The organism is Albimonas donghaensis (genome assembly GCF_900106695.1).
Taxonomy (GTDB): Bacteria; Pseudomonadota; Alphaproteobacteria; order Rhodobacterales; family Rhodobacteraceae; genus Albimonas; species Albimonas donghaensis.
Genome location: NZ_FNMZ01000029.1, coordinates 1 through 1,057, shown reverse-complemented (window position 1 = coordinate 1,057; position 1,057 = coordinate 1). Strand labels below are relative to the sequence as shown.

General features: G+C 68.7%; 1 protein-coding gene. It reads right to left on the bottom strand.

Annotation, left to right across the window (positions count from 1 at the left end):
• Positions 1–13: 13 nt before the first annotated feature.
• Positions 14–963 (bottom strand): IS630 family transposase gene (locus tag BLV24_RS21325; RefSeq protein ID WP_092685691.1). Its coding sequence is split into 2 segments (ribosomal slippage): positions 14–627 and positions 627–963, totalling 951 coding nucleotides; the frame shifts between segments, so codons are not numbered across the junction.
• Positions 964–1,057 lie beyond the last annotated feature (94 nt).

The window sequence follows — 1,057 nt, the reverse complement described above, 5'->3', positions numbered from 1 at the left end:
CTAGAGCGGACTCCTACCAGTCTGGATCGTATCCGCATGCGCTGAAGCAGTTGGCGCATTCGGCGGGGGTGTAGGCGTCTGCGATGCGGCCGATGGCGGCCCAGAGGCCCTCGACGGTGCGCTCGGCGGCCTTTCGCAGGAGCGCCTTGAGCTTGGCGAAGGCGTTCTCGATCGGGTTGAAGTCGGGGCTGTAGGGCGGCAGGAACCGCAACTCCGCGCCTGCGGCCTCGATCAGGGCGCGGACCCTCGGCCCTTTGTGGCTCGACAGGTTGTCCATCACGACGATGTCGCCGGGACGCAGGTCCGGGACGAGGACGCGCTCGACATAGGCTTCGAAGGCGGCGCGGTTGATCGACCCGCCGATCACGAAGGGCGCGATCATGCCTCGGCGGGTCAGGCCGGCGACGAAGGTCGTGGTCTTCCAGTGTCCGTGCGGGACGGCCATGCGCAGGCGCTCGCCGCGCCGGCGGCGGCCGTGGGTCCGGGCCATGTTGGTCTTGGCCCAGGTCTCGTCGATGAAGACCAGGCGGTCGGGGTCCAGATCGAGCTGGCTCTCAAACCATTCATGCCGGCGCTTCAGGACGTCGGGCCGCGCCTGTTCGCTGGCGTGCGCGGTCTTTTTTTGCGCGTGATGCCGTGGCGACGGAAGAACCGCTGGAGCGTGCCGTAGCCGAAGACGTGGCCGCGCTCGGCGAGAGCCGCGCGAAGCTCCTCCACGGTGATGTCCGGCGTCGCGTCGAGAAGGCCCTTGATCAGCGCGCCCTGCGCCTCGACCCGGGCCGAACGGCGATCTCCGCCGAGCGGACCCGGGCGAGCGTCGCCCTGGAGGCGTTCCAACGCCCGCCAGCGGCTGACGCTTGCCGCGCTGACGCCGTAGCGGGCCGCAGCCTGGCGGTGGCTGGCGCCTTCGGCGATCGCCTGCAGGACACGGGTGCGAAGATCGAGCGAAAGGGCTTTCGACATGTACGCCGGCCTCCTTCCCCGGCGGATATCTTGAATCAGACCGAGACCCCGAGGGGAATCCCCTTCGATTCAATCAGATGGGCTGACGCTCTAG